Origin of the sequence: Microlunatus ginsengisoli, assembly GCF_039537205.1 — a bacterium.
Classification (GTDB): Bacteria; Actinomycetota; Actinomycetes; order Propionibacteriales; family Propionibacteriaceae; genus Microlunatus; species Microlunatus ginsengisoli.
In genome coordinates this window covers 171,826-196,284 of record NZ_BAABAB010000014.1, presented here as the reverse complement: position 1 = coordinate 196,284, position 24,459 = coordinate 171,826, and the positions used below count along the sequence as shown (strand labels likewise).

General features: G+C 71.0%; 24 protein-coding genes. 12 read left to right on the top strand and 12 right to left on the bottom strand.

Annotated features, from left to right (window positions below):
* Positions 1-96: 96 nt before the first annotated feature.
* Genes ABD747_RS10205 through ABD747_RS10190 form a run of 4 tightly spaced genes read left to right on the top strand, consistent with a single transcriptional unit; the run spans position 97 to position 3,976 of the window.
* Complete coding sequence (locus ABD747_RS10205) at positions 97-1,212, top strand: mandelate racemase/muconate lactonizing enzyme family protein (protein ID WP_344804043.1); 1,116 nt, start codon at positions 97-99, stop codon at positions 1,210-1,212.
* A 16-nt stretch (positions 1,213-1,228) separates the two neighbouring features.
* Positions 1,229-2,308 carry a Gfo/Idh/MocA family protein gene (locus ABD747_RS10200; RefSeq protein WP_344804041.1) on the top strand — a complete coding sequence of 360 codons (1,080 nt, stop codon included), beginning with the start codon at positions 1,229-1,231 and terminating at the stop codon, positions 2,306-2,308.
* Entirely contained in the window at positions 2,305-3,198 is an 894-nt protein-coding gene (locus ABD747_RS10195) for an amidohydrolase family protein (RefSeq protein ID WP_344804039.1), read from the top strand. Before ABD747_RS10200 ends, ABD747_RS10195 begins: the two co-directional genes overlap by 4 nt.
* A gap of 1 nt (position 3,199) precedes the next feature.
* A complete protein-coding gene (locus ABD747_RS10190) occupies positions 3,200-3,976 on the top strand; it encodes an SDR family NAD(P)-dependent oxidoreductase (RefSeq protein WP_344804037.1) in 777 nt (258 codons plus the stop codon).
* 117 nt (positions 3,977-4,093) lie between these two features.
* Here the strand turns inward: ABD747_RS10190 and ABD747_RS10185 are convergent, their stop codons facing one another.
* A complete protein-coding gene (locus ABD747_RS10185) occupies positions 4,094-5,311 on the bottom strand; it encodes a glycoside hydrolase family 99-like domain-containing protein (protein WP_344804035.1) in 1,218 nt (405 codons plus the stop codon).
* A 359-nt stretch (positions 5,312-5,670) separates the two neighbouring features.
* On the opposite strand from ABD747_RS10185, the gene ABD747_RS10180 reads away from it, so the two are divergent.
* Genes ABD747_RS10180 through ABD747_RS10165 form a run of 4 tightly spaced genes read left to right on the top strand, consistent with a single transcriptional unit; the run spans position 5,671 to position 11,691 of the window.
* The gene (locus tag ABD747_RS10180) at positions 5,671-7,029 is read left to right on the top strand and encodes an ABC transporter substrate-binding protein (RefSeq protein ID WP_344804033.1); all 1,359 of its coding nucleotides are present in this window, start codon (positions 5,671-5,673) and stop codon (positions 7,027-7,029) included.
* Between the two features lie 13 nt (positions 7,030-7,042).
* Positions 7,043-7,981 (top strand): carbohydrate ABC transporter permease, encoded by a 939-nt coding sequence (locus tag ABD747_RS10175; protein ID WP_344804031.1) that lies wholly within the window; start codon positions 7,043-7,045, stop codon positions 7,979-7,981.
* Positions 7,978-8,796: a carbohydrate ABC transporter permease gene (locus ABD747_RS10170; protein ID WP_344804030.1), complete on the top strand. Its 819-nt coding sequence runs from the start codon at positions 7,978-7,980 to the stop codon at positions 8,794-8,796. The genes ABD747_RS10175 and ABD747_RS10170 overlap by 4 nt, the downstream gene beginning before the upstream one ends.
* Positions 8,797-8,820: 24 nt before the next feature.
* The gene (locus ABD747_RS10165; RefSeq protein WP_344804028.1) at positions 8,821-11,691 is read left to right on the top strand and encodes an alpha-amylase family protein; all 2,871 of its coding nucleotides are present in this window, start codon (positions 8,821-8,823) and stop codon (positions 11,689-11,691) included.
* A 31-nt stretch (positions 11,692-11,722) separates the two neighbouring features.
* Here ABD747_RS10165 and ABD747_RS10160 read toward each other — a convergent pair whose 3' ends face one another.
* Positions 11,723-12,565 (bottom strand): HpcH/HpaI aldolase/citrate lyase family protein, encoded by an 843-nt coding sequence (locus tag ABD747_RS10160; protein WP_344804026.1) that lies wholly within the window; start codon positions 12,563-12,565, stop codon positions 11,723-11,725.
* Between the two features lie 144 nt (positions 12,566-12,709).
* Here ABD747_RS10160 and ABD747_RS10155 point away from each other — a divergent pair, with 144 nt between their 5' ends.
* The gene (locus ABD747_RS10155) at positions 12,710-13,201 is read left to right on the top strand and encodes a DUF1269 domain-containing protein (protein ID WP_344804024.1); all 492 of its coding nucleotides are present in this window, start codon (positions 12,710-12,712) and stop codon (positions 13,199-13,201) included.
* A 155-nt stretch (positions 13,202-13,356) separates the two neighbouring features.
* Here the strand turns inward: ABD747_RS10155 and ABD747_RS10150 are convergent, their stop codons facing one another.
* Positions 13,357-14,238 carry an AraC family transcriptional regulator gene (locus ABD747_RS10150; protein ID WP_344804022.1) on the bottom strand — a complete coding sequence of 294 codons (882 nt, stop codon included), beginning with the start codon at positions 14,236-14,238 and terminating at the stop codon, positions 13,357-13,359.
* Between the two features lie 124 nt (positions 14,239-14,362).
* Between ABD747_RS10150 and ABD747_RS10145 the strand changes: the two genes are divergently transcribed.
* Positions 14,363-15,127, top strand: coding sequence for a phytanoyl-CoA dioxygenase family protein (locus tag ABD747_RS10145; protein WP_344804020.1), 765 nt, complete (start codon positions 14,363-14,365; stop codon positions 15,125-15,127).
* A 43-nt stretch (positions 15,128-15,170) separates the two neighbouring features.
* Here ABD747_RS10145 and ABD747_RS10140 read toward each other — a convergent pair whose 3' ends face one another.
* Complete coding sequence (locus ABD747_RS10140; RefSeq protein WP_344804018.1) at positions 15,171-15,881, bottom strand: winged helix-turn-helix transcriptional regulator; 711 nt, start codon at positions 15,879-15,881, stop codon at positions 15,171-15,173.
* 66 nt (positions 15,882-15,947) lie between these two features.
* Here ABD747_RS10140 and ABD747_RS10135 point away from each other — a divergent pair, with 66 nt between their 5' ends.
* Both ABD747_RS10135 and ABD747_RS10130 read left to right on the top strand, forming a co-directional pair.
* Positions 15,948-16,943, top strand: a complete 996-nt coding sequence (locus ABD747_RS10135) for a maleylpyruvate isomerase family mycothiol-dependent enzyme (RefSeq protein WP_344804016.1) — start codon at positions 15,948-15,950, stop codon at positions 16,941-16,943.
* Positions 16,944-16,991: 48 nt separating this feature from the next.
* A complete protein-coding gene (locus ABD747_RS10130) occupies positions 16,992-17,756 on the top strand; it encodes an alpha/beta hydrolase family protein (RefSeq protein WP_344804014.1) in 765 nt (254 codons plus the stop codon).
* Here ABD747_RS10130 and kynU read toward each other — a convergent pair.
* The 8 genes from kynU to ABD747_RS10090 all read right to left on the bottom strand — a co-directional run bounded on the left by kynU (position 17,723) and on the right by ABD747_RS10090 (position 24,443).
* The gene (gene kynU, locus ABD747_RS10125; protein ID WP_344804012.1) at positions 17,723-18,976 is read right to left on the bottom strand and encodes a kynureninase; all 1,254 of its coding nucleotides are present in this window, start codon (positions 18,974-18,976) and stop codon (positions 17,723-17,725) included. The genes ABD747_RS10130 and kynU overlap by 34 nt on opposite strands.
* A gap of 5 nt (positions 18,977-18,981) precedes the next feature.
* Positions 18,982-19,857 carry a tryptophan 2,3-dioxygenase gene (locus ABD747_RS10120; protein ID WP_344804010.1) on the bottom strand — a complete coding sequence of 292 codons (876 nt, stop codon included), beginning with the start codon at positions 19,855-19,857 and terminating at the stop codon, positions 18,982-18,984.
* Positions 19,854-20,573 (bottom strand): urease accessory protein UreD, encoded by a 720-nt coding sequence (locus tag ABD747_RS10115; protein ID WP_344804008.1) that lies wholly within the window; start codon positions 20,571-20,573, stop codon positions 19,854-19,856. Before ABD747_RS10115 ends, ABD747_RS10120 begins: the two co-directional genes overlap by 4 nt.
* 13 nt (positions 20,574-20,586) lie before the next feature.
* Positions 20,587-21,339: an urease accessory protein UreG gene (gene ureG / locus ABD747_RS10110; RefSeq protein ID WP_344804006.1), complete on the bottom strand. Its 753-nt coding sequence runs from the start codon at positions 21,337-21,339 to the stop codon at positions 20,587-20,589.
* The gene (locus ABD747_RS10105) at positions 21,332-22,000 is read right to left on the bottom strand and encodes an urease accessory protein UreF (RefSeq protein ID WP_344804004.1); all 669 of its coding nucleotides are present in this window, start codon (positions 21,998-22,000) and stop codon (positions 21,332-21,334) included. Before ABD747_RS10105 ends, ureG begins: the two co-directional genes overlap by 8 nt.
* An 11-nt stretch (positions 22,001-22,011) precedes the next feature.
* The gene (locus tag ABD747_RS10100) at positions 22,012-23,712 is read right to left on the bottom strand and encodes an urease subunit alpha (protein ID WP_344804000.1); all 1,701 of its coding nucleotides are present in this window, start codon (positions 23,710-23,712) and stop codon (positions 22,012-22,014) included.
* Complete coding sequence (ureB, locus tag ABD747_RS10095) at positions 23,709-24,038, bottom strand: urease subunit beta (RefSeq protein WP_344803998.1); 330 nt, start codon at positions 24,036-24,038, stop codon at positions 23,709-23,711. The genes ABD747_RS10100 and ureB overlap by 4 nt, the downstream gene beginning before the upstream one ends.
* Before the next feature lie 102 nt (positions 24,039-24,140).
* Positions 24,141-24,443: an urease subunit gamma gene (locus ABD747_RS10090; protein ID WP_344803996.1), complete on the bottom strand. Its 303-nt coding sequence runs from the start codon at positions 24,441-24,443 to the stop codon at positions 24,141-24,143.
* Between the last annotated feature and the right edge of the window lie 16 nt (positions 24,444-24,459).

Here is a 24,459-nt window from a genome sequence, read left to right as displayed (position 1 = left end):
CCCCGATCCCTTCACCGGCTCGATCCTTGACGCTCGGGCCGATCCGAAGGTAGTTTCATGGAAACGTTACCAAGCTCGCGTGCAGGAGAGGCAGCCTTGACCGTCATCGATGCCATCGAGACCATCCCGATCCGGGTACCGCTGGAGCAGCTCTACCGCGGCAGCTACTACAAGATGCGGAACCGCTGCACGATCATCACCACCGTCCGGACGTCCGACGGCGCGTTCGGCACCGCGTACAACGCCGACTCAGACGAGGAGCAGGACGAGATCGTGGCGATCGTCCAGGACGAGATCGCGCCGCTGGTCAAGGGCCTCGACGTGATGGCGACCGAGCGGGTCTGGGAGGCGATGCTGCCGGTCACCTTCGATCAGCTGCGCGACCGGCGGCTGGCCATGCAGGCGATGGCCTGTGTCGACACCGCGGTCTGGGACTGTGTCGGGCGGATCCTCGGCCAGCCGTTGTGGCGGTTGTGGGGCGGCTACCGCGACCGGATCCCGATGATCGGCATCGGCGGCTACTACGGCACCAGCGAGGCCGACATCGCCAAGGACATGGCGTTCTTCGCCGAAGAGCACGGCATGGTCGGGATGAAGTTCAAGATCGGCGGGAAGCCCCCCGAGACCGACGTCGCCCGGCTGGTCAATGCCCGTTCCTTCGTCGACGACGACTTCGTCTTCGTCGTCGACGCCAACCAGGGCTACACCGTCCGCGAGGCGCTCGACTTCGTCCGCAAGCTGCCCGACGATCTGGAGCTGCGCTGGTTCGAGGAGCCGACCCGCTGGCACTCCGACCTCGCCGGACTCCGGGACGTACGGCTGAAGGGCAATGTCCGGGTCGCGGCCGGGCAGAGCGAGATCTCCCGGGTCGGCATGCGGGCCATGATCACCAGCGGCGCCATCGACGTCTGCAACTACGACGCGTCCTGGGGCGGTGGCCCGACCGAGTGGCGCCGGGTGGCGGCGATGGCACTGACCTACGACGTCGAGCTCGGTCATCACGAGGAGGGCCAGGTGTCCTCCCATCTGCTGGCGTCGGTGCCGAACGGCACCTATGTCGAGGCGTTCACACCGCAACGCGACCCGATCTTCTGGGAGATGGTGACCAACCGCAAGCCGCTCGAGGACGGCAGACTTGTGCTCCCGACCGAGCCCGGGCTCGGCTGGGAACTGGATCCCGAGTTCGTCGAACGCTTCCGCGTCGACCGCTGAGAGGAGAGTCGCTGAGGTGGCCAAGCTGAAGCTCGGCGTGATCGGGGCGGGCTCCTGGGCCGTCGCGTCGCACCTGCCGAACCTCGCGAAGCGTCCGGAGGTCGAGTTCACCGCCGTCTGCCGGCACGGCGCCGAGGCCCTCGACCAGATCAAGCGGGACTGGGGGTTCGCCTACGCGAGCGAGGACTTCACCGTTGTCCTCGACGCCGCGCCGGACATCGTGGTGGTTTCCAGCCCGGGCGCGCTGCACTACACGCACGCCAAGTCGGCGTTGTTCGCCGGGGCGCACGTGATGGTCGAGAAGCCGTTCACCCTGACCGCTGCGCAGGCGTGGGACCTGGTGCATACGGCCGCGGCGATGGACCGCCATATCGTGGTCGCACTCGGTTACAACCACAAACCGATGGTCGCGGCTGCAGCCGCCTTCATGGCCGAGCCGTACGGGGTCGGCCGGGTCGAGCATCTGGCCATCGGCATGTGCTCGGGCACCCGGACGCTGCTGACGGACGCGGGGGCCTATGTCAAGGCCGCCAAGGGCTTCGCCCCGGAGCCGGGCACCTGGACCGACCCGGCGATCTCCGGCGGGGGCTATGCGCAGGCCCAGCTGAGCCACGCACTCGGGATCGCGCTGTATCTGACCGGCCTCAGCGCCCGCGAGGTGTTCGCCCTCACCTATCGCCCCGACGGCGCCCGGGTCGAGATCAACGACGCGGCCGTGATCGGCTACGACGGCGGCGCGATCGGCACCCTGTCGGGCGCCTCCGCTCATCCGGGCTATCTCGCCGAGCGGGACCTCCTGCGGGTCAACATCGTCGGCGACGCGGCGCAGCTGGATCTCGACTTCCAGTCCGACACCGTGTCGTGGCACTCTCCTACCGAGGGCACCCGGCGCGCCGAGCTTCCCCCGGAGGCGGGAAGCTACGACTGCGACGGACCACCGAATCGGCTGGTCGATCTGGCCCTCGGCCGGACCGAACTGAACCCCTCGCCGGGAGAGCTCGGGGCCCGCTCGGTGGAGATCGTGGAGGCGCTGTACACCAGCGCCGCGGAGCGCCGACCGGTCCAGATCGGTCGCCCAGGGAAGGAGACCCGATGAATACGGTCGCGGGCGCTCGGGCCTTCATCGACACCCACGTGCACTTCTGGGACCTGAAGCATCCCGAGCTGACCTACGGTTGGCTCGCCCCGGACGCGATCCACCCGATCCTCGGCAACATCGACCCGATCAAGTCGGTGCGCTTCGACTCCACCGCGCTGTGGGCCGAGGCCCGGTTCACCGGACTGGCCGGAGCCGTTCACGTCCAGGCCGCGGTCGGCACGCCGGACCCGGTGGTGGAGACCGCCTGGTTGTCGGAGCTGGCGGCGACCAGTCCGGTGCCGTTCCTGATCGTCGCCTCACAAGACCTGACCGCGACCGACGTCGAGGCGCAGTTGGACCGGCACCGGGCGTACCCGCTGGTCCGCGGCATCCGCGACTTCGGCACCGGCGACTTCCTGGTCGATCCGGCCTTCGACGCGGGTGTCGGCCTGCTGGCCGAGCGAGAGATGATGCTCGACCTGGACTGCGCCTGGCAGGACATGGGCAAGGCCCGCGAGCTGGCCGGCCGGCACGAAGACGTGGTGATCGTGCTGGAGCACATCGGCTATCCCCGGGACACCACCGATCCGGACTACTTCGCCGGCTGGCGGGAGGGGATCAGCACACTGGCCCAAGCGCCCAACGTGTATTGCAAGATCTCCGGCCTCGGCATGAACCGCGCCGGTTGGACGATCGAGGGGCTGCGCCCGTGGGTTGAACACTGCATCGAGCAGTTCGGGCCGGGGCGATGCCTGTTCGGCACCAATTGGCCGGTGGACCGGCTGTGGGCCTCCTACGGTGACTATGTGGACGCCTTCGAGACCTTGATCGCAGGGTATTCCGCCGACGAGCAGCAGGCGATGCTGATCGACAACGCGCGCGCCGTCTACCGCTGGCCGGCCGGCTGAAGTGGGGCTGACCGCTGCGCCGGGGACCCGGGCGATCATCACCGGCGCGACCGGCACGGTCGGCCGGGCCTGCGCAGCGGCGCTGGGCGCGCGGGGCTGCCGGCTCACGCTGCTCGGCCGCCGTCCCGACGCGCTCGAAGCCGTCGCGGTGGATCTCGCCGCGACCGGGGTCGAGACCGAGACCCTGATCTTCGACCAGCGGACGGACCGGGCGCCGAAAATCCCGCCCCACTGGCGATCCGAGCGACTCGTACTGATCAACGCCGCCGCCGTCTTCGGGCCGCTGACGGCGTTCGCCGACGCCGAGATCGACGCGTGGACGGCCGCAGTCGAGATCGACCTGCTCGGGGCGGCGCGGCTGATCCACGCCGTGCTGCCGATCATGATCGACGCCGGTTGGGGACGCATCGTCCAGGTCAGCTCGGCCGCGGCGCGGGATGTGCCCGGGCCGTTCAACACCGCCTATGTCGTCAGCAAGCTCGGCGTGGACCGTCTGCTGGCCCAGCTCGCGACGGAGCTGGTCGGCACCGGGGTGACGGTCTGTTCGCTGCACCCGGGCGAGATCGCCTCGGCGATGCGCGACGACATCGCCACCCAGGCAGGCGCCGATCGACGGCTCGCCGGCTGGACCGGTTGGGCCGAGCGCACCGCCGACCACGGCGACGATCCCGCCGTCGCGGCGGGGTGGGTCGCCCGGCTGCTGGACGACGAGTTCGCCGCCGAGCTGAACGGCCGATTCGGCTTCCCCCAACACGGCGGTCGAACCGAACCGCTTTAGCGCATCCGTCCTCGCCAGGACTTCGGATCCCCTGTACCGCCTCGGATCCGTTGCAGGGGATCCGACGTCGCGCAGGGGATCCGACGTCGCACAGGGGATCCGAGGTCGCGGCAAGGTCTAGATGCCTGCGCCGGTGGTGGCGAAGTACGTCAGCTGGTCCGCGATGCCGCGGGCGCTGGCGAGGGCCTGCAGCATCCCGTGACCGAAGTCGGTGTCGGGCAGCAGGTACTGGCCCTCGGTCCACTCGTTGAAGCAGCCGACGGTGACGATCCGCTGCCCTGCGGGTCGCTCGTCGACGAACGCCAGTGCGTCCCGGACGAACGCCTCGAAGGCGGCCGGGGTCTCGCCCTGACACAACGGAAAGCCCGGCCACCGGTTCCGGTCGGGCTGCTCGGGCCGCCGGGGCTGCGCCAGCCGGGGCGCGGTGTCCCAGCCGGGCGCCACCGAAGGCCAGTACGGCAGCGGGCTGCCGGCCTGTTGCTCGGCCCAGCCTCGCGACACGACATCGGCGACCACGTCGTCGTAGCGCGGCACCTCCTCGGTGCTGGGCCTGCGGTCGGCCGTGCTCGGGAGCAGGGTGTACGAGCCGAACGAGCTGAACCCCAGCTGCTCCAGCGGGAGATGCACGTCGGCCGAGCCGCCTCCGTCGGGCGGCTCCGGCCGGCCGCCGGACTCACCGCCCAGCGGCGTGTGCAGGTGCAGCCCGGTGTGCCCCATCGCCCGGGCGAGCCGATCCAGCTCCGCGAACAGCCGGCGGACGTTCTCGCCGCCGATCAGTCGCTCCATCCGGCGGACGTCCCAGATGACCAGCACCGGCCTGCCGTCGACCCGCCAATAGTTCGGCTGGTGCAAGTAGCGCGCCAGCAGATAGCTCAGGCTCCGCCACATGTCCTGTGCGGTGTCCGGCGCCGCGAAGGCTTTCGGGAAGCGGGCCGCGCCGTCGGCGAGCGTGGTCGGATAGAGGGTGAGCCAGTGGTGGTTCACCCACATCACGGCGAACGACACGCGGTCGCGATTGGTGGCCGCGAGAAACCCCTGCTCCAGCGCCTCGTGCATGGCGGGCTCGTCGTGATACCAGTACCAGTCCCAGATCAGCGCGTCGATCCCGTGGTCGGCCGCGAGCCGGTTGTAGACCTCCCAGGTCTGCGGCAGCGCCTCGTCCAGTGCGCCGAGCAGCGGATGGCGGGGCTGCCGGTGGCCCGGCCACCAGGGGCGCGCACCACGCATGATCTCGTACTCGGTCCAGCCAGCGGCGTACTGGCGCCGGTAATGCGCCGACGGGTGCCACAACGGACAGGTATAGGCCGCCAGCTGTACGTCGGCACGCGATGTCATTCTCTGCCTCCGGTTCTGAAGCGATTCCATCCTGACCACGGCCAACCCCGATCGAGGTCGAGCATCCGCATCGGGACGGCTCGCTGCCCGGATGCTGCGATCGAGCAAGCACTGTTTCCATTACCACGAAGGGATCCGCACGCCGGGCCGCGGGCACAGCCGACCGTGCGACGAGCTGCCGACCCGTCGCGATTGGAATATTGGAAACGTTACCAAGAATCGTTGACCAAGCACAGAGGGGCGTGGCACATTCGTGTCCAACAAGCCACCCGGATCCAGCGCGAGGTGCTCACATGTCAACCGGTACACCCCTTTCGCCACTCACCGGCTCCCCACTGAGCCGGCGTCGCCTGCTCGGCGTGGGCGCCGCGATCGCCGGGGCCGCTGTCGGCAGCGGCGTGCTCAGCGCGTGCGGCGGGTCGCCCCGGCCGACCGCGGCGTCCAGCTCGAAGAGCGCACCAGCGCTGGTCAAGCCGAACGGCAAGGTCACCCTCACGCTGTGGACCTGGGCCTGGCCCGAGGCACCGGCCGACGCCGAGCTGCAGAAGGCGTTCGAGACAGCGGTGCCCGAGGTCACCCTCTCGGTCAAGAAGTTCCCGTACCCCGACTACACCACCGCACTGCGCACCGGCGTGCCGAACGGGACCGCCGGCGACGTGCTGCATCTCCAGACGGGATCGATGATCAAGCAGTACGCGCAGTATCTGGCGCCGCTGGAGAGCTACACCGCCGAGGCTTTCGGGGAGGACTGGCGATCGCAGTTCCTCTCCGGCTCGGTCGAGGAGATCGAGGCGAGCAAGGTCGGTCTGGTCGCCCTTCCCCAGCAGTTCTCGGTCGGCGGCGTGATGTTCGCGAACAACAAGCTGCTGTCCAGCGTCGGTGGCGCGCTGCCGACCAGCTACGACCAGTACCTGGCACTGAGCCCGAAGCTCGCCCCCAAGAATGCGGTCGCCGCCAGCTGGGGCGCCAAGGACGACTGGCCGAACACCGACTACCTGGTCCAGTTCGCGAGCCAGTGGTCACCGGGCATCGTGGCCAAGGCGGAGGCCGGGGAGGCGAGCTTCGCCGACGACGCGATCGTGCAGGCGATGAAGTTCATGCAGCGCACCCTGAAGGACAAGCTGTGGAACGCCGCACCGTTCGCGACGACCGCCTTCCCAGACGCGTACAACCTCTTCTTCAACGGCAAGGCGGCATCGGCCTCGCTCGGCACCTGGGGCGTCGGTGCGCTGTACGAGGGCAGCCGGCTGGACGACTGGGGCGCCTTCTTGTGGCCCACGCTGCCGGACGCCAACCCGGATCCGTGGCTGCCGGCGGCCAATCCCGAGATGGCCTCGGACACCAGCAAGTCCCCCGTCCGGCCGTGGCGGACGGTGAACGTGGCCACCGCGATGCGCAGCGGGCTGGATCCCGACAAGCAGTGGGCAGCCTGGCAGTTCGTCCGCTGGTCGTGCAGCAAGGAGGGCCAGCAGGCGGGCGCGAAGATCTACTCGCCGTCGCGGGTCGACGTCAAGCCGGAGGGCCTGAACGAGCGCTGGAATGCGCTCTACGACTGGCAGAACTCGTTGTCGAAGTTCGCCGAACGGCGGGAGTTCGACTACCCGGAGACGCGCACCGCGATCCAGACCGCGATCTCGGCCTGCTGTGTGAACAACGCCGATCCCGCAACGGAGCTGAAGCGGGTGGACGCAGCGGCCGAGCGTGCTCGCACGCGCTGAGGCGGGCCTGCGGGTGAGGCCGTCGCACCGGCGGACGCGGGCGACGCGAGCCGGACGGGGGCTGACCGCGGACGCTCGGCCACTGGTCTCACCCGGCTGGTTGTATGTGCTGCCGGCCCTGGTCCTGTTCGGGTTCTTCGTCGCCTATCCGGTGGTCAACACCGTCTATCTCAGCTTCTACGACCTCGACGGCATCTCCGGCTACCAGACGTTCATCGGTCTGGACAACTACCGCGAGATGCTGGGCGGCCTCGACCCGTACTTCTGGCTCGGCGTACGCAACACAGTGCTCTGGACCCTGGTCACCGTCCCGCTCCAGCTGCTGATCGGGCTCTCGCTCGCACTGGTGCTGGACAACGCGGTCCGCGGCCGGACCGCCTACCGGGCCGCGTTCTTCATGCCCGCGGTGCTGTCCTCGGCGGTGATCTCGTTTGCCTGGAGCTGGATCTACAGTCCGCAGGACGGTGGCGCGACCCGGTTCATCCAGGCACTCGGCGGAACCGGGCAGACCTGGCTCGCCGACACGGGGACGGCGATCTGGGCGGCGATCGGGGTGAGCGCGTGGCGCTATTCGGGGCTGATCATGCTGTTCTACCTGGCCGCCATGCAGATGGTGCCCAAGGAGTTGTACGAGGCCGCGGCGATCGACGGCGCGGGCTGGTGGCGCCGGGTCACCAACGTCACGCTGCCGCAGCTGCTGCCGACCACCGTGCTGTTGATCTTGTTCGGGGTGATCGGGGCGCTGCGCGAGTTCGAGGTGATCTATCTGCTCACCCGCGGCGGGCCGGCGCATGCGACCGATCTGATGTCACTGCAGATCTTCGACCAGGCGTTCAACCAGTCCCGGCCGGGCTACGGCGCAACCATCTCCACCGCGCTGCTGCTGTTCACCGCGGTGCTGGCGATCCCGCTGCTCGGCCTGATCGGTTCGGCCCAACGGAGGCGCGGATGAACCCGACCAGCCCGCAGGCGCGCTGGCTGCACCTGTTGCTCCTGCCGCTCGCCGTGATCTGGCTGCTGCCCACGCTGATCTTGATCAACGGCGCGCTGCGCCGGTCGACCGACAGCATCGTCGCGCTCGGACCGAGCACGCTGACCATCGACAACGTGATCGCGGTCTGGCGCGAGACCCCACTGCCCCAGCTGTTCTTGAACAGCGCGATCGTCACCGTCGGCTCCGTGCTGATCGTGGTGATCGTCGCCTCGCTGGCCGGCTTCGGGCTGGTGCACTACCGGTTCCGCGGCTCTGGTCTGGTGATGATCATGCTGTTGTCGGGGATCATGCTGGCGCCGTCGGCGATCATCGTGCCGGAGTACGAGCTGATGGTCCGCTTCCGGCTGCTGAACACCTACGGCGCGCTGATCGGGCCGTACTCCGCCCTCGGCATCGCCGTCTCGATCCTGCTGTTCCGCAACGCGTTCGCCTCGCTGCCACGCGAGCTCGCCGAGTCCGCGCAGATCGACGGCGCATCGAGCTTCGCCATCTATCGCAACGTCTATCTGCCGCTGGCCAGCACTACCACCGTGACGATCGTGATCCTGCAGGGCCTGGCCGCCTGGAACGACTACATCTTCGCCCTGCTGTTCATGACCGACCCGGGCAAGCAGACCGTGCAGCTCGCCTTCATCGCCTTTCAGGGACAGTACTTCTCCTCCCTGCCCAAGCAGTTCGCCGTGATGGCCATGGTCACCGTGCCCGTGGTGATCGTTTTCATCGCCCTCCAACGCGCGTTCGTCAGCGGGCTCACCGCGGGCGCTCTGCGCTGATCGTTCCGACCGAGAGGACTCTCGATGCCCGACGCGCTGGTCCGCCTGCCCCGCGTGCCGCTGACCGACCTCCGCATCGACGACGACGCCGTAACGGTGGTCGTCGCCGGCCGCGAGTTGCGAGATCACCACCCGACCGTGACGGAACTGCCACCGACCGTGCTTCACCTCGGACCGTGGCGGGTCACCCCGGGCGGCGGGCGCGGCGAGCCGGCCGCCACCGAGACCGGCCTGGCCGGCGGCTTCCACCGCAGTGATCACGACGACTCGGCGTGGGCGGTCTGCACGCGGATCAACGAGGTGTCGATCGGGGCGCCCTCATGGGAGAGCGACAGCTTCCGCGGCTGGATCTGGTATCGCGGCGAGTTCGAGGTGCCGGCCGACCGGGCCGGCGCGAACGGCCGGCTGACGCTGGGCTCCCCGACGGAGTGCCGGCGACTCGGCTGGGACGTGTATCTCGACGGCATCCGGCTCACCGACGGGCTGGTCGCGACACCGGTGCTGGACCTGGACATTCCCGCGGCCCAGCTGGGAGCCGGCCTTCATCGGCTCGCCGTGCGCCAGCTGATCGACACCGACGTACCGGCCGATCGCCGCCGAGAACTGGAAGGCTGGCGGCGGATCGACGTCTTCTGCCAGCAGACGCTCACCATCGGTGCCGGCTTCGACCCGGTCGAATTGGTCGAGGCGACACCGACCGACGACGGCGTGAGCCTGTCCGACGCCGCCGGCCGCTGGCGGCTCGACACGCACTACGCGTGCGTTCCCGAGGCAGGAGTGCTGAAGACCTCGACGCTGACCAGGCTCGGCGAGCCGACGATCCTGTCCGACGTCGTGCTCGCCGAGATCGCCGGCGAGCCGACACTCGTTCACCCTGAGGGGTTCTGGGCCGGTCTGACCGACGGCACCGCCGTCGCCGGGGTCGATCCGGCGGCGGTCACCGTGACGTCGGAGCGGGGCATCGCGGTTCGCTGCTGGCCGGGGATTCGGCTCGGCACCGGCGCGTCGCTGGAGCTGCCGGCGGTGTTCCTGGCCGTGGATCCGGACGGGGACCCGCGCGGACCGATCGGCCGGCTGCTCACGCGGCTCGGCCGGCCCCGGGAGGACGTGAGCATCTACGACCCGTACGGCTGGTACCAGATCTCCCACGCCAGCGAGCCGAAGATCGAAATCAGCGACGAGCTGATGGGTCCGATCGGCGACGTGATGGCCCGCGCCCGCGGACTGGGGCTGCGCTTCGACTACGTGTCGCTGGACTGCGGCTGGAACGATCCGGACGACCTGTCCCGGTTCCACCCGGTGAGCTTCCCCGACGGGCCACGATCGGTGCTCGACGCCGTCGCCGCGAACGACACCGCACTGATGCTGTGGGTGTCGCCGAGCGACGGGCCACGCGCCTTCCGGCACGAGCTCGGCCTGGTCAACCCCGGCTTCGACGGCGGCACCAGTCATAATCCCGGACTGCCCTGGCGGCTCTGCCCGAGCTTCGTGCCCTGGCGCGACACGTTCCGCTCGGCACTGCTGCACCTGGTCCAGGCGTACGGCGTCCGGGGCTTCAAGCTGGACGGCACCGAGCTCTACTGCCGGGCCGCCGACCATGATCATCTGCCCGGGCTGTGGAGCGTGTTCGCCAACGTCCGCACGCTGCAGTCGACGCTCGACGCGGTCAGCGAGGCCGGCGCGACGTACCTGATGCTCTATTGGGGGCTCCGATCGCCGTGGTGGCTGCGCTGGGCCAGCACGGTCTGGGAGCGCGGCTATCTGGTCGAGGCGGCTGCGCCGTCCGGACGGGCATCCTGGACGATCCGTGGCTCGGTGATGTCGTCGCAGGACATCGGCACCACGAACGACTGGTGGGCGCTGCCGCCGCACCAGCAGGACTCGCTCGGCGTCTGGGTCAGCGACACCCGCTGGGCCAGCCACCAGGGCCTGGCGGGCTGGGACGACGCAACCGTGATGGACGCCGCCCGCGGCAGCCGCGCGCTGCAGCTGTGGGGCGATCTGCGCCCGCTGGTCGGAGCGGAGTCCGACCGGCTCCGGGAGGTGCACGACCTGCTCCGGGCCAGGACCGCCGAGCTCGACGGCGTCGGCACGCCACTCGGCAGCGCCGAGACCGGCTCCGCGGCCTACGGCTACGGCTGGCGGACGCCGGACTCGGCCTGGATCGTGCTGAGCCAGCCCGGCGACGGCAGCGAGGCGTACGTCCGCTGGACCGACCTGGGCGCGCGGCCCGGGGCCGTCGACTCCGCCCGGCTGGACTACCTGAGCCGAGGCTCCGCGGCCGAGGTCACGCTCGAGCCGGACGGCGTACGGATCCGGCAGACCGGCGGCAGCGTGGTGGCCGTGCTCTGCAGCACCGGGCTGACCGGCCCGACGAGGATCGGGGACCCCGAACGGGCCGGCACGGTGCGGGTCGGCGAGTCGGTGACCATCGAGGAGCCGGCCCCCGACGACCGGCTCGCGCCGGCGTACGTCGGTCGCGTTCCGCACCTGGCCAACTGGATGGCGGGTGACATCGACGCCGTCGCGTTCGACCCGGAGATGCTGGTCGGCACCCCGGCCGAGGACCGCGAGCTGAGCCGACGGTCGCAGGCCTGGGCGGTGAGGGTGCAAGCCGAGCGGCCCGCCGAGCTCGCCGTGGTCGTCCGCTTCGCCCGGGACGGGTCGGCCTGGCATCACGACCTGCTGCACGAGATCGCCTCGATCTCGGTGCTGATCGACGGCGAGCCGGCGACGGGAGAGAGCTATCCGACGTTCCGGCACGAGCAGGCCGGCAGCTGGTCCTGGCTGCGCTGGACGAGCCGGCTGGACGCCGGGGCGCACGAGCTGCGGGTGAGCCTCGACGCCACCTGCCCGCGCGACCTCGATACCACCCTCGACGTCTGGCTCCGCTGAATCTCCGGAGTCGGCCACATCTCCGGAGTCGTCAGCGAGCGTCGAGGATCCGGCGGGCGCGTTCGACCACCGGGCGGTCGACCATCCGACCGCCGATCTGCACGGCCCCGCCCTGAACGTCGCCGCCCTCGGCCCCGATCACGGCCCGGGCCCACTCGATCTCGGCAGCGGTCGGCGCGAATCCGGCCCGCACCGCCGGCAGTTGGGCGGGGTGGATGCACAGCATGCCGCCGAACCCCGCCGAGCGGGACTCACGCGCCGCCGCCAGCACCCGCTCGAGATCGCGTACGTCGGTGCACGGCGAGTCCAGCGGCGCCGGGACGCCGGCGGCGCGCGAGCCGATCACCAGCTGCGCTCGGGCCTGCCCGACGGCGGCCGAGTCCAGGTCGGCGGCGACGTCGAGGGTGAAGTCGAGGGCGCCGAAGGCGAGCCGGGTCACTCCCGGCACCGACGCCAGCTCGAACGCCCGGACCACGCCGAGGGCCGACTCGACCAGCGGGATCACCGCGAGCGCCGAGCCGGGCCGAGCGAGGGCTGCTATCAGGCTCGCCAGCGCGGCCGGATCCTCCGCCTTGGGCAGCAGCACGCCGAGCAGACCGTGACCTGGCCGTGCGGCCAGCTCGGCGACGGCGCCCACCTCCCGGTCGTACGTCGCGGTGCCGGCGGCGTTCAACCGAACCAGGGCGCGCAGTCCGGCATCGGGCGACAGGGCCGCCAGCACGGCCGCCAGCGCGGCCTCCTTCGCTCCGGGCGGGACGGCGTCCTCCAAGTCGATGACGACCACGTCCGGGCCGGCCGCGGCCGCCTTGGCGAACCGGTCGGGCCGGTCCCCGGGCACGAACAATGCGGTGACCGCGCTCGCCGGGTGTGCCACCCGCCCACTCTATGGGTGGTGCGCTCACTCGACCGGAGTGATGCCGCCGAAGGGGCGTCGATATATCGTGCTGCAGGCGGGTGGTGACCAGTGCCGGCCCGCTGGCGGCGCTGCCGCCGGAACTGCGTGGAAGGACGGATGCACATGGCAACACTCACCGCCTGGGTCTTCCCGGGCGTGGCGGACGCGGATCGGGCCGTCGAGACGCTGAAGGGTCTGCAGTCCCAGCAGCTGATCAACGTCCAGGACGCCGCGGTCGTGAGCTGGGAACCGGGCAAGAAGAAGCCCAAGACCCGCCAGCTCAACAACATGACCGGCGTCGGCGCGATGGGCGGCGCCTTCTGGGGCATGCTGTTCGGCCTGATCTTCTTCGTGCCGCTGCTCGGTGCCGCGGTCGGTGCGGCGGTCGGTGCGCTCACCGGCTCGATGACCGACGTCGGCATCAACGACGACTTCATCAACGCGGTGAAGCAGAAGGTGACCCCGGGCACCTCCGCCCTGTTCGCGCTCACCTCCGACGCGGTCCAGGACCGGGTGTTCGAGGCGTTCAAGGGCTTCGACGCCGAGCTCGTGGCCAGCAACCTGTCGGCCGACGAGGAGGCCAAGCTCCGCGAGGTGTTCTCCGAGCACGACTGAGTCACCACCGAGTTCTGCCGAACTCCACATCCGACAGCCCCCGGCCACCGGCCGGGGGCTGTCGTGCGTTTGATGCCGGCCAGGATGCACCCGGTTCGAGCGCCGAGCAGTCCCCTGCCGCACGCGTGCCTGGATGAGTCGTCGGCACTGGTTCGTCAGCGCCTGACCTGCGGCGATCCGGGCGCCCGGCCGGCGTCACGCCGCGGTGCCTGGAACCGCTCCCGGTATTGGCTCGGCCGGACGCCGTAGAGCAGCCGGAAGCGCCGGCTCATGTAGTTCGGGTCCTCCCAGCCCACCCGTCGGCCGATCTCGGCGACGGGGACGTCGGTCTGGGCGAGCAGCGTGGCGGCTCGCTCGCCGCGCAGCCGGCGGAGCCACTCCATCGGCGACTGGCCGACCTGGGTGCGGAACTGGCGCTGCAGGCTGGAGGCGGACACCATGGCCAGGGCGGCCAGCTCGGTCAGCGTCCAGGGATGTTCGGGCCGGTCCTCCAACACCGCCATCGTGCCGCGTACCGCAGGCGTCAGCGAGGCGGCCGGGGTGGATGTCGCGGTGAACTCCGCGTCGGCCAGCTCGCCGAGAGCGCAGGTCGCCAGCCCGAGCTGGACTGCCGGTGTCACTGCGGTGCCGAGCCGTTCGAGCTGATCCAGCCAGCCGACGCTGCGGACGAGAGACTGCTCGCCGATCGCGGCGAAGGCGACGCCGGCCCGCAGCAGCCCGGCGACCAACGGCGGATAGTCCAAGAGCCAGCTCAGCTCGCGATGGAGCAGCGCAGGCCGGACGTACGCGTTCGTCACCCGCAGCCCGTCCAGCCGGTCGTACGCGTGCCAGCTGCCCGGTCGCACGATCACCACGTCCCCGCGCTCGACCCGGCGGGCGCCGGCCGAGGACGAGTGCCGGGCGCGGCCGCCGACGACGAACGCGATCTCGATGAACGCGTGAGTATGCCCCGGCACGTCCGCGGTCACATCCAGGGTCGCCGACCCGACCTGCTGCCCGCCGCCGGCGAGCACCTCCTCGATCCCGAACTCGAGCACCCGTCCTCCCCTGGATTGACGCGATCGTGCTAGTGGTCGGTGCGCTCGTCCTAGTGCCGACGCCGTCGATCGACCGATGATGGCAGTGACCATTGTGAAGCCTCCTTGGAAGGACCATCCAGCCATGGCCAGCACCGCAGTCGAACCGACCATCATCCGGCTCGACGAGGACACCGTTTCGTCCTATCGCCGCAACGGCTTCGTGCATGTCCCGTCCGTGCTCACCGCCGACGAGGTGGCCCGCTATCGGGAGGCCGCCGAACGGGTGCATGCCGAGCGCGACGGGCTCGCCTACGCGGGCGCGATCTTCAAGCAGATCATCCAGCTCTGGACGTTCGACGACGTGCTGGGCGAGCTGACCAGGCATCCTGCGCTGGCCTCGCTGGCTACCCAGCTCTCCGGGATCCCGATGCGGATCTGGCACGACCAGCTGCTGGTCAAGGCTCCGCACAACGGCGCTCGGACCGAGTTCCACCAAGATCAGCCGTACTGGCCGCACCACTCGCGGCACAGCCTGTCGGCCTGGATCGCGCTGACCGACGTACCGGTCGAGCGGGGGTGCATGACCTTCATCCCCGGCCAGCAGGAACGCGCCGACATTCGCCCGGTCGACCTGACCAGCGACACGGACATGTTCGCCGCCGCGCCGGATCTGACCTGGCGGCCGCGGGTCACCATTCCGCTGCGGGCCGGGGACGTGACGTTCCACAACGGCTACACGCCGCACACCGCGAACGCGAACGACACCGACGAGTACCGCTGGGCCCAGGTGAACATCTACATCGATCGCGAGACGACGTACAGCGGCACGGCGCATGTCGTCACCGACCCGCTCGGGCTCGAGGTCGGCGACCGGCTGCCGGACGCGGAGTTCCCGCCCGTCGGCTGACCCTCGGTCCACCGCGCCCTGCTTCACACCTCGTGCTGCCGCCTCACACCTCAGGTGGAGGGTGTGCGGCGACATCGGGAGGTGTGAAGCGTGTCGGGGCGGAGCTCTCGGCCAGGCCGACCCTGGACAGCACCGACTCCTCACCGCCGAGCCGGACGCCGAGGCCGGCTGCCGCGCCCAGCGGCAGCTTGCCCGAGATGACGCCGAGCACGGCCTTCGGCGGTCCGCTGATCACCAGATCGGGATTCGGGTCGTCCGCGTCGCGGCCGGTTCGGGCGTGGACCGCGCCACCGGCCACCTCGATCAGCACCGGTTCGTCGCCGGTGCGCAGTTCGATGCTGACGCCGGGCTCGGCCGGTCGCCGGTCGGCGAGCATCGCCTCGGCCGGAAGCACCAGCCACCGGCTGCGGAACTCGCCGTCGGCCGGTGCCGCCGGCACGGCGCCGCCGCCCCAGATTGCCAGCGCCTCGACGGCGGGGCGGAGCTCGGCGCCGCGCTCGGTCAGCCGGAAGACCGGCGTGGCGACCGGCGGGCGCGGCTCCTCCCGGCGAACTACGCCCGCGGCCTCCAGGTCGCGCAGACGGTCGGCAAGCAGGTTCGTGGCGATCCCGGGCAGGCCGTCGCGCAGATCGGTGTAGCGCGCACCGGCCGGCCGGACCAGCAGCTCACGGACGATCAGCAGGCTCCACCGGTCGCCGACCAGATCAAGCGCGAGTGCCAGCCCGCAGAGCTGACCGTACGTCCGGGCCACCATGCACCTCCCCAGTCGTTATGCCCACTCCGATTGACCGAATAACGTCAATGCTTTAGTTTCTCAAGTATGCACGATCCGATCGAGACTTTCACCTCCGTCACCGCCGCCGTGGCCGACATCGTCACCACCGAGCCCGATCCACTGGCGCCGACGCCGTGCCCGGATTGGAACTACGCCCAACTCCTGGGCCACGTCGTGGGCGGCGATCGCCTGTTCGCCCGCATCCTGACCGGACAGGGCGGGCCGCCGCCGAAGGGCGCGCGGATGGCGCCCGATCCGGACCGGCCGGCGCCGAGCCCCGCCGACTACGCGGCGTCCAGCGGCCGCCTCGCCGAGTTGTTGTCCGACGAGACGATCCGCGGCGGTGTCTACCAGGTGCCGGTGGGCACGCTGCCGGGTACGCAGGTGGTGGTGCTCCGCACGGTCGAGCACTTCCTGCACGGGTGGGATCTGGCGAAGGCGGCCGGTGCCCCGACCGGCGCGCTGGCACGGCTGGCCGACCAGGTCGACGGGCCCGCGCACGGGCTGCTGGCGGCGGTCGGCGACAAAACCCTGGGTGAGCGGCGTCCGTTCGGCCCGCCGGTCGAGCTCGACCCTGTGCCGGCGGGGTCGGAGGAGTCCGAGGGGGCAGACGCGGCCTCGAGTGGATCCGGTGCCGGCGGTCCCGCGCTCGATCGGCTGGTGGCCGCGTTCGGCCGCGACCCCCGATGGCAGCCGGACCCGGACTCCGGCTATGCCCGGGTGAAGGAGCAGTTCCTCGGCCGGGACGACGTGGAGCTGCCGGACGGGACGCGTCGAGGATTCGGCGCCGACGGGATGCGGATCGGCGGTTCGGTCTTCGCCTGCTCCCACCGGGGCAGGCTGATGCTCAAGCTGCCCGAGGAGGAGGTGAACGGCCTGATCGGCGCCGGGTTGGGGCTGCCGCTGGCCAAGCCCGGCCAGCGCCCCATGCGGGAGTGGGTGCTGGTCCCCTTCGACGGCGCCGCCGGCCGTCGAGCCGAGCGGGCCTACGCCTTCGCCCACGGCAATCGCGCGAGTTGTCAGGTTCTCAGCGCGCTATAGCGCGCTGAGAACCTGACAACTCGGGAGCGACGGCGAGATCCTGGGCGGATGCGGACCACCTATGGGCCGGACCCGAGCCAGTTCGGCGACCTCTCGGTGCCGGCCGGCTCCGGTCCGTGGCCGGTGGTGGTGGTGATCCACGGCGGCTTCTGGCGGGCCCGGTACGACCTCACGCTCGGCCAGCCGCTGGCCGCCGACCTGGTTCGCCGCGGATTCGCCGCGTGGAACATCGAGTACCGCCGGGTGGGCAACGGTGGCGGCTGGCCGGCGACCCTGCTGGACGTGGCGGCGGCGGTCGATCGGCTCGCGGACCTGGCCGGTGCGGCCGGGCCGGACGGGGAAGCGCTCGACCTCAGGCGGGTGATAGCGCTCGGCCACTCCGCGGGCGGTCACCTCGCGGCCTGGCTCGCCGCCCGGCCGCGGCTTCCCGCGCCCTTCGGACCGGCAGCCGTCCGGGTCACCGGGGTGGTCAGCCAGGCCGGGGTGCTGGACCTGGAGGCGGCCCGCGCGGACCGGCTCGGCGACGGCGCGATCGACGCGTTCATGGCCGGTGCGGCCAAGCCGGATTGGGCGTCCGCCTCGCCGATCCGGCTGCTGCCGGTGGGCGTCCCGGTCGTCTGCGTGCACGGTGACGCCGACGACACGGTGCCGGTCGCTCAGTCGGAGCGGTTCGTCGCGGCAGCCCGCGCTGCCGGCGATCCCGCGCGGTCGATGATCATCCCCGGCGGCGATCACTTCGGGGTGATCACACCGGGCGACCCGGGTTGGGCGGCCTGCGCTCAGGCCGTCGAGGAGCTGGCCGGCGGGAGCTGAGCGAGCTCGTCCCTGATCACCGCCAGGCCGGCGAGCACCTCGGCGAAGGACGTACTCAGCGGGCTCAGCCCGAGTCGAAGTCCTTGCGGAGCACGGAAGTCGGGGATCACGCCGCGCGCCCACAGCCGGTCGAGCAGCGCTCGGAAGGCCGGGTGCTCGACCGTCACGTGGCCGCCGCGGCGGGCCGGGTCGGTAGGGCTGGCCAGTTCCACGCCGAGCGGTTCCAGCCAGGCCCGGTGCAGATCGATCGCGAACTCGGTGAGCACGATCGACTTCTCCCGGAGTGCCGGCATCCCGGCCTCGGCGATCAGGTCGAGGCTGTCCTGCACCGCCAGCATGCCGAGGATCGCCGGCGTGCCGCTGAGCAGCCGCCGGACGCCCTCGGCCGGCTCGTAGCCGGGGCCCATCTCGAACGCGTCCGCACGTCCCATCCATCCCCAGACCGGTTGCCGGAACAGCTGCTGATGATCATGACGGAGGTAGCCGAAGGCCGGCGAGCCCGGCCCGCCGTTGAGGTACTTGTAGGAGCAGCCCACGGCCAGGTCCACGCCCCAGTCGTCGAGCGCGATCGGCACCGAGCCGGCCGAGTGGCAGAGGTCCCACAAGATCAGCGCGCCGGCGTCGTGGGCCTGGCGGGTGATCGTCGCCGCATCGGCGAGGTGCCCGGAGCGATAGGCGACGTGGCTGAGCACCACCAGCGCCGTCCGTTCGGTCAGCACCGGCTCGAGCAGCCCGGGCTCGATCCCGCCGCGCGGATCGGTCCGGACCCAGGCCACGCTCAGCCCGAGCTCGGTGGCGATGCCCTCGACGACGTACCGGTCGGTGGGGAAGTTGTCGGTGTCGATCACGATCTCGCTGCGCCCGGGCCGCAGCTCGACCGCGCCCCGGATCAGCTTGTAGAGCAGCACTGTCGTCGAGTCGCCGATCGTGCTCTGGCCGGGCGCGGCGCCGAGCACCGTCTCGCCGAGCCGATCGCCGATCCGCAGCGGCAGGTCCAGCCACTCCTCGTCCCAGCCGCGGATCAGCCGCCCGGCCCAGGCTTTGGTGACGAAGTCGTTCAGCCGTCCGGCGCTCGCCCGCAGCGGCCGGCCGAGCGAGTTGCCGTCAAGGTAGGCGACGACGTCGTCGTCGGTCGCGACCAGGAACCGGTCCCGGTACGTCCGCAGCGGGTCCGCCGCGTCCAGCTCCGCCGCCCGGAGCGCCCAGTCGTCGGTGTCCATGCTGCTCAGGCTCCGATCTCCGTGCGGACGGCGAACAGCTCGGGGAAGAAGGTCAGCTCCAGCGCCCGCTGCAGGAAGCCGGTGCCCGAGGAGCCGCCGGTCCCCCGCTTGGTCCCGATGGTGCGCAGCACGGTGCGCAGGTGCCGGAACCGCCAGACCTGGAAGTTGTCCTCGAGGTCCACCAGCTCCTCGCATGCCTCGTACGCCCGCCAGTGGGTCTCCGCGCCCTCGTAGATCTCCTTCACCAGCGGGACCAGCTCCGGGTTGAACCGGTACGGCGCGGAGACGTCGCGCTCCAGCGCCGAGGCCGGCACGGCGTATCCGTGCCGGGCGAGGCTGCGCCAGAACTCGTCGTAGAGGGTCGGCGTGACGAGCAGCTCGTGCAGCAGGTCGTACGCGGCCGGGTCGGAGCGGAACACCTCCAGCATGGCCGCGTTCTTGTTGCCCAGCACGAACTCGACCGCGCGGTACTGGAAGGACTGGAAGCCCGACGCGTTGCCGAGGAACCCCCGGAACTGGGCGTATTCGGTCGGGGTCAGCGTGGCCAGCACCGACCACTGCTCGGTGACCACGCGCTGGATGTTCTTCACCCGGGCCACGTTCTTCAGCGCGTGGCCGATCTGGTCGTCCGCGAACGAGCGCCGGGCGGCCTCCAGCTCGTGCAGCATCAGCTTGAACCACAGCTCCGTGGTCTGGTGCTGGACGATGAACAGCAGCTCGTCGTGGTGTTCGGGCCTGCTCACCGGGTGCTGGGCCGCGAGCAGGGTGTCGAGGTCGAGGTATTCCGCGTAACTCATCCGGGCGGAGAAGTCCCGCACGATGTCGCGCTCGACCTCGCGGACGTTCGACCGTTCCGGGCCGCCGGCGCTGGAGGAGGTCACCCCAGAAGCATGGCAGGCCGGGCGCGCGGGCGCCTCAGCGGCGACTCCGCCACCTCCCGGCCGAGGAAGCGCGTCAGCGTGTCGCGGGGGTCGACGAGCCGGAACCGGACGGCGCCGGCGGCGGTCTCCTGCTCGGGCTCCGCCGGGTCGCAGCCGAGCACGAGCAGCGAGTCGAGCACGCGTACGTCGCCGAGCAGGCCGGGTCGGTCGCGGTCGGCCGGGTCGAGCCACAGCTCCTCGTGTAGCACCGGACGGCCGGCCCGCCGGACCAGCGAGGTCGTCCGCAGCCGGCCGCCGCGCTCGGCGCTGCGACCCAGCACGAGCGTCTCCCGCAGGACCGCCGTCGCATCGTCGGCCAGCTCGACGGACGTACGGCGGGTGACATCGGCACCGTCGGCGATCACGAACGGTTCGCCGGCCCAGACCAGCCGCGCACCCGCCTCGAGCCGGATCGTCGTGGTCCAGCCCGCCGCCGCCCCGCGACCGTCGTAGGCCACCGTCGCGGCGACCTCGCTCAGCTCCAGGGTCGCGCCGGGGCCGACCGCGATCTGCAGCTCCACCTCGTCGCCGCCGAGCAGCAGCGCCGTCTGTCCGACCAGCGCGACCCGGGCCAGCTCCGGCGGCCCGTGCAGCCGCTGGGCCCGGAGCAGCCCGTGCCGCATCCGGACCCGGTGCCGGCCGTCGACGCAGTCGACGGCCAGCGATGTCGTCACCATCGAGGGCACCGGCTCAGTGCGTGTGGGCGCGGTCGCCGCCCGCGTGCGTGTGCACGGCCGTGGTCTGCCCCGTCTGATCCGCGTGCACGTGCGGCGCCATCGGACCGGGATCGGTGGGCTCGTGGCTGCCGCCGCGGAAAGCGGCCAGCGTCGCCAGCACCCAGGCCCGGACCCGGGCGACCGCCGCCGGGTCGGTCCGGGACAGCGCGATCACCGGCCGGCCGTCGCGGGCCGACTCGGCGTCGCGGACCATCTGCGCGACGTCCACCCCGACGTAGGGCGCCAGGTCGGTCTTGTTGACGATCAGCACGTCGGCGCCGGCAATGCCCGGGCCACCCTTGCGGGCCACGTCTCCCCCGCCGGCCACGTCGAGCACGAAGAACTGGGCGTCGACCAGCGCCGGCGAGAAGGTGGCGGTCAGATTGTCGCCGCCGGACTCCACCAGCACCACGTCCAGCGGCGCGTAGTCGTGCTCCAGGTCCTCGACGGCGATCAGGTTCTGGGTCACGTCGTCCCGGATCGCGGTGTGCGGGCAGGCGCCGGTCTCGACCGCCCTGATCCGCTCCGGATCGAGCACCCCGGCCGAGCGCAGGAACCGGGCGTCCTCGTCGGTGTAGATGTCGTTGGTGACCACACCGAGGCTGAGCTCGCCGCCGAGCTCGCGGCAGAGGAGCGCGATCAACGAGCTCTTCCCGGTGCCGACCGGACCGGCCACGCCGAGCCGGAGCGCACGATGATCATGGTCGGAACTGGTCGAGTCAGGCACGGAACAACCGCCTCTCGCTGTGTTTGTGCAATTGAGCCCAGTGCTCGAGCTGCGGGGCCGCCGTTGCGGGGATTGCTTCCACCGTGGCGATCCCGGCCACCCGCTCGACCATCGCCTCCACATCGGCACCGGCCGCCACCGCCCAGCTGACGCCCTGCACCGGATCGAACGGCTTCAGCTTCAGCGCCGCGGCGACGGCGGCCTGGACGTCCTCGAAGCCGACGAGGCGGGCCGTCTGCCGAGGATCGAGACCCGCTTGGGCGGCCAGCACGCCGAGCACCACCGGCCGGCACCAGGTACGTCCGCCGAGCGCCCGCAGGTCCCACAGCCGGGCGCCGAGCCGGAGGTAGCCGCGGCCGAGCAGGTCGGAGGCGTCCCGCAGCGCGTCGGACGCCGTGCGTACCCGCCAGGCTCGGTCGACCTCGACCAGCAAAGACACGCGGGCGGTGGAGTCGTCCAGCCACACCTGCCGGGCCATCACCGCGGTGGCGGCCTCGACCTCGGTCACCGTGCGCAGCCGGACGGCGAGGTAGTCCGGCAGCCGATCCAGCGTCATCCCGTTCTGGAACGCCGGTTCGACCCCGGCCGACTGGGTGTGCGCGCCGACGGGTAGCCGGCCGTCGGCGAGCAGCAGGCCGAGATACTCCGCGGACGAACTCATCGCCGTCCGGCTCAGAACAGCTTGTAGAGCTGGGCCAGCGGGAGCCGCTCGGCCGGCACGGGTGTGATCAGGTCACCGTCCACCGTGATCGCGTGCGTCTCCGGGTCGATCTCGATCACCGGCAGCGCGTCGTTGTTGATCATCTGCGCCTTACCGACGTCGCGGGTGGGCCGGATCGCGACCAGCTCACGAGTCAGCCCGAGCCTCGACGCGAGACCGGCTTCCAGGGCGGCGGGGGCGACGTAGGACTGGGACAGGTGGGGCGCGCCCGGGCCGTAGAGGGCGGGGCGCATCAGGATCGGTTGTGGGGTGGGGATCGAGGCGTTGGGATCCCCCAGCGCGCCGACCACGATGCCGCCGCCCTTGATCACCACGCTCGGGCTGACGCCGAAGAACTTCGGCTCCCACAGCACCAGATCGGCCAGCTTGCCGACCTCGATCGAGCCGATCTCGTGATCGACGCCGTGCGAGATCGCGGGATTGACGGTGTATTTCGCGACGTAGCGCCGGGCCCGGAAGTTGTCCGCCGGCAACCCGCCGGCGAGGTCGCCGCGGACGTGCTTCATCAGGTGGGCGACCTGCCAGGTGCGGGTGATCACCTCACCGATCCGGCCCATCGCCTGGGCGTCGGAGGAGGTGATGGAGATGGCGCCCAGGTCGTGCAGATGATCTTCGGCCGCGATCGTGGTGGCCCGGATCCGGGACTCGGCGAACGCCAGGTCCTCCGGCACCGCCGGGTTCAGGTGATGGCAGACCATCAGCATGTCGAGGTGCTCCGCGACCGTGTTCACCGTGTGCGGCAGGGTCGGGTTGGTCGACCCGGGCAGCACGTTCGGCAGTCCGGCGATGGTCAGGATGTCCGGCGCGTGGCCGCCGCCGGCACCCTCGACGTGGAAAGCGGAGATGCTGCGGCCCTTGAACGCGGCGATCGTGCTCGCCACGAAGCCTGCCTCGTTCAGCGAGTCCGAGTGCAGTGCGACCTGGAGCCCCCACCGCTCGGCGCCGGTCAGGGCGGCGTCGATCGCGGCCGGGGTCGAGCCCCAGTCCTCGTGCACCTTGTAGCCGCCGGCCCCGGCCAAGGCCTGCTCCTCGAACGCGGCCTCGGACACGGTGTTTCCCTTGCCGAGCACCAGCAGGTTCACCGGGAACGCGTCCAGCGAGCGGTGGAACTGCTCGAGGTGCCACGCGCCGGGCGTGACCGTGGTCGCCTTCGAGCCCTCCGACGGGCCGGTCCCGCCGCCGCCGAGGGTGGTCAGCCCGGCGGCCAGCGCCTCGGTGATCTGGGACGGGGACAGGAAGTGGACGTGCGAGTCGAACCCGCCGGCGGTGAGGATCTTGCCCTCGCCGGAGATCACGTCGGTGCCGGGCCCGATCACCAGGGCCGGGTCGACCCCGTCGGCGATATCGGGGTTGCCGCTGCGCCCGATGCCGACGATCCGGCCGGCCCGGATCCCGACGTCGGCCCGGACGATCCCCCAGTGGTCGAGGATGATCGCGTTGGTGATCACCGTGTCCGGCGCGCCGTCGGCGGAGGACGCGAGCGACTGGTTCATCGACTCCCGGATCGACTTCCCGCCACCGAAGACCGACTCCTCGCCACCGACGGTCAGGTCCTGCTCGATCTCGATCCACAAGTCGGTGTCGCCGAGCCGGATCTGGTCGCCGGCCGTCGGACCGAAGATCGCCGCATAGTCGTCGCGGCCGATCCTCACCGGTCACCGCCCTTCAGCTGCAGGCCCGGCACCGACCGGCGGCCGCGCAGTGCGACGATGCCGACCGTACGGGAGACGCCCGGCTCGAACCGCACCGACGTACCGGCGGGGATGTCCAGCCGGAAGCCCGCCGCCGCGGCCCGGTCGAACTCCAGCCCCGGGTTCACGTCCGGCAGGTGGATGTGCGACCCGATCTGGATCGGCCGGTCGGCGGTGTTCACGAACCGCAGCTCGCCGCGCTCGTCCGGCCCGCGATCCGCGTTGAGCTCGAGCTCGCCCGGTGCCACCCGGATCGCGCCCGGGCCCGTCGATGATGCCCCCGCCATCTCTGCCTCCTCCGCCGTCGGTTCACCCGTCCCGCGAAACTGTGCGGCTGTTGCCATCTCCGTCGGCGTGTCGCCGCAACAGCCGCACAGTTTTCCGGGGCGTTACTGGATGGGTTGGTGCAGGGTGACCAGCTTGCGGCCGTCGGGGAAGGTGGCCTCGACCTGGACGTCGGTGATCATCTCCGCGACGCCGTCCATCACCTCGTCGCGGCCGAGCACCTCGCGGCCCTCGGCCATCAGGTCCTCGACCCGGGAGCCCTCGCGGGCGCGCTCGATCACCCAGGTGCTGAGCAGCGCGACCGACTCCGGATAGTTCAGTTTGACGCCACGATCGCGCCGGTCCCTGGCGACGATGCCCGCCACGGCCAGCAGCAGCTTCTCGGCATCGGAAGGAGCCAGGTTCATGGGCACATCCGTTCGT